Annotated in this window: 2 protein-coding genes; one reads left to right on the top strand and one right to left on the bottom strand. The window is 68.7% G+C overall.

Features of this window, described 5'->3' with window-relative positions; genetic code table 11:
• Positions 1-250: 250 nt before the first annotated feature.
• Positions 251-715: a BP74-related protein gene (locus tag IEZ12_RS37215; protein WP_189278851.1), complete on the bottom strand. Its 465-nt coding sequence runs from the start codon at positions 713-715 to the stop codon at positions 251-253.
• Between the two features lie 343 nt (positions 716-1058).
• Here IEZ12_RS37215 and IEZ12_RS37210 point away from each other — a divergent pair, with 343 nt between their 5' ends.
• Complete coding sequence (locus tag IEZ12_RS37210; RefSeq protein WP_189278849.1) at positions 1059-2015, top strand: acyl-ACP desaturase; 957 nt, start codon at positions 1059-1061, stop codon at positions 2013-2015.
• Positions 2016-2288: the final 273 nt, after the last annotated feature.

The raw sequence follows: 2288 nt of genomic DNA, 5'->3' as shown, positions 1-2288 counted from the left end.
AGATCGCACCGCGCGGCCCCATCGAGACCGAAGCAGCCCGCCGCCTCGCCGACGACCTCAAGAACGAGTGATCACCCAATTACCCAACACTCTCTGAGCCGGCGGCGCGGCGGAGCCGAGGGTTTCGGTCGGCGCTTCGGCCCTGTGCGCCCGGCAGCGCGACCCGAGCGCGACGGCGAGTCGGGGCCGCCGCGGCGGTCGGCCCCAACAGCGGCGTGTGAAACGGGTGTTGTGACGCAGGCATGGTCGGCTAGCGGGCGCGGATCTCCCTGACGAGGCGGGAGGACCAGTCGCACCACGTGTAGCCGGGCAGGAAGGCGCCGCCGGCCTCGTCGAGGTGCTCCTCGACATACGGGATGGTCGCGTCGCAGACCTCGGTGGCGCTGTCGAAGAAGTGCGTGGTCCCGGGGTCGGTGTGGTAGCTCCATCGGGGGTTGTAGCGAACCGGCCGCGGAATGATCCGCGCGATCACGTGCGGACGGTCGGTGGTCTCGCCGTGGACGAGTCTCCGGGCGTGCTCGATCTCGTCGCGCTCTGTCAGCTCGATGACGAACTCCTCCTCCGTGACGTCGGTCATCACGAAGTAGGCGTGGTGCGCGCCGGCCGCCCGGACCGACTGGTCGGCGGTGGTGCTGGCCTGCGAGGGCTGTGCGGTGGCGAAGGCCAGCACGCCGATGGCGGCGAGGCCGACCGCCTTGGTGAACACGCGGGGCATAGGGGTTCCCTTCTTCTCTCCGGGCGTCGTGCACGGCACGACTCGGCACCCTGCGCATTGAATCAGTGACGATGAGTGACTGGACTGATGGTGCGGTTCGCGTCCGGGTGGTTCTCGCCGGTGCGCGAGGGAGCCGTCCCGTCGCCTGCACTCCATCGCCGGTACTCCGTCGGCGTCGAGGCGTTCACGGCGCTCGGTTGCTCCGTCGGGCAGTGCGCGGAGGCAGACGAAATCCGGCCGTGAGGAATGGGGCCGAACGGCCCCAGACACCGCCGGGGTGGCGAACCTACGGTGGCGTTACCTACGGGACCGTAGGTTTGTTCGTCGATCGAGAGTTGAACCCGTGAGCAGCACCTCCTCCCACGCCCGGTGGACCGACGCCCGACTTCTGCAGGTCCTGGAGGAGGTGGTCGAGCGTGAGCTCAACCGCCACCTGCAGGTCTTCAAGGAGTGGATGCCGCACGAGTACGTGCCCTGGAGCCGCGGTCGGGACTTCGACGGGCCGCTCGGTGGCGAGGCGTGGTCGGTCGAGCAGTCGCCGCTGACCGAGGTCGGCCGGGTCTCGCTGGTGGTGAACCTGCTGACGGAGGACAACCTGCCCAGCTACCACCACGAGATCGCGACCCTGTTCGGCCGGGACGGGGCCTGGGGCACATGGGTGCACCAGTGGACGGCAGAAGAGGCACGGCACTCGATGGTGCTGCGCGACTACCTGCTCGCCTCCCGCGCCGTCGACCCGGTGGAACTGGAGCGGGCCCGCATGACCCACATGCAGAACGGTTTCGTCTCCGACAACCGGCACTCGCCGCTCCACACCGTCGCCTACGTCGCGTTCCAGGAGCTGGCCACCCGCATCTCCCACCGCAACACCGGACATGCTTCCGGCGACCCCGTCTGCGACCGGATGCTGGCGCAGGTCGCCAACGACGAGAACCTGCACATGATCTTCTACCGGAACCTGCTCAAGGCCTCGTTCGAACTCGCCCCCGACCAGACGATGCAGGCCGTCAACGAGGTGGTGACCAACTTCCGCATGCCCGGCCACGGCATGCCCGGCTTCGAACGAGCAGCCGCGCGGATCGCCGTCGACGGCGTCTACAACCTCCGCGTCCACCTCGACGACGTGCTGCTCCCCGTGCTGCGCCACCTCAAGGTGATGGAGATGGGCGGCCTGGGCCCGGACGGGGTCAGGGCCCAGATGGAGCTCGGCCTGATGCTCGACGGCCTGACCGCCCAGGCGACCCGATTCGACGAACGGCAGGCGGCGATCCGCGCCCGGCGGGCCGCGGCCAAGGGCTGACGCCGACGCCTCCGACACCTGCAGCCTCCGCCCGTGATCGCCGGCGGCGGCTGCGGGCGCCGGTGACCAGCAGGGGTGTTTGTGTCGGGCGTGAAGTTGGAGTACTGTTCACCAGTCGCTCGGCAGGGAGCACCGGACACACATCTGTATGGACGGTCCCGGGGCGGCCAATCCTCATGAACCACCCGGTTGATCCGTGACGGGTCGCGTCCTTTTCGCGTCTCCGTTCGTATTTGCTGTGCGCGTTTTCGGAGATTGCGGCGGATTCGCTTT

Source organism: Kitasatospora griseola, assembly GCF_014648555.1.
Classification (GTDB): Bacteria; Actinomycetota; Actinomycetes; order Streptomycetales; family Streptomycetaceae; genus Kitasatospora; species Kitasatospora griseola.
This window is presented reverse-complemented; position numbering and strand designations above follow the sequence as displayed.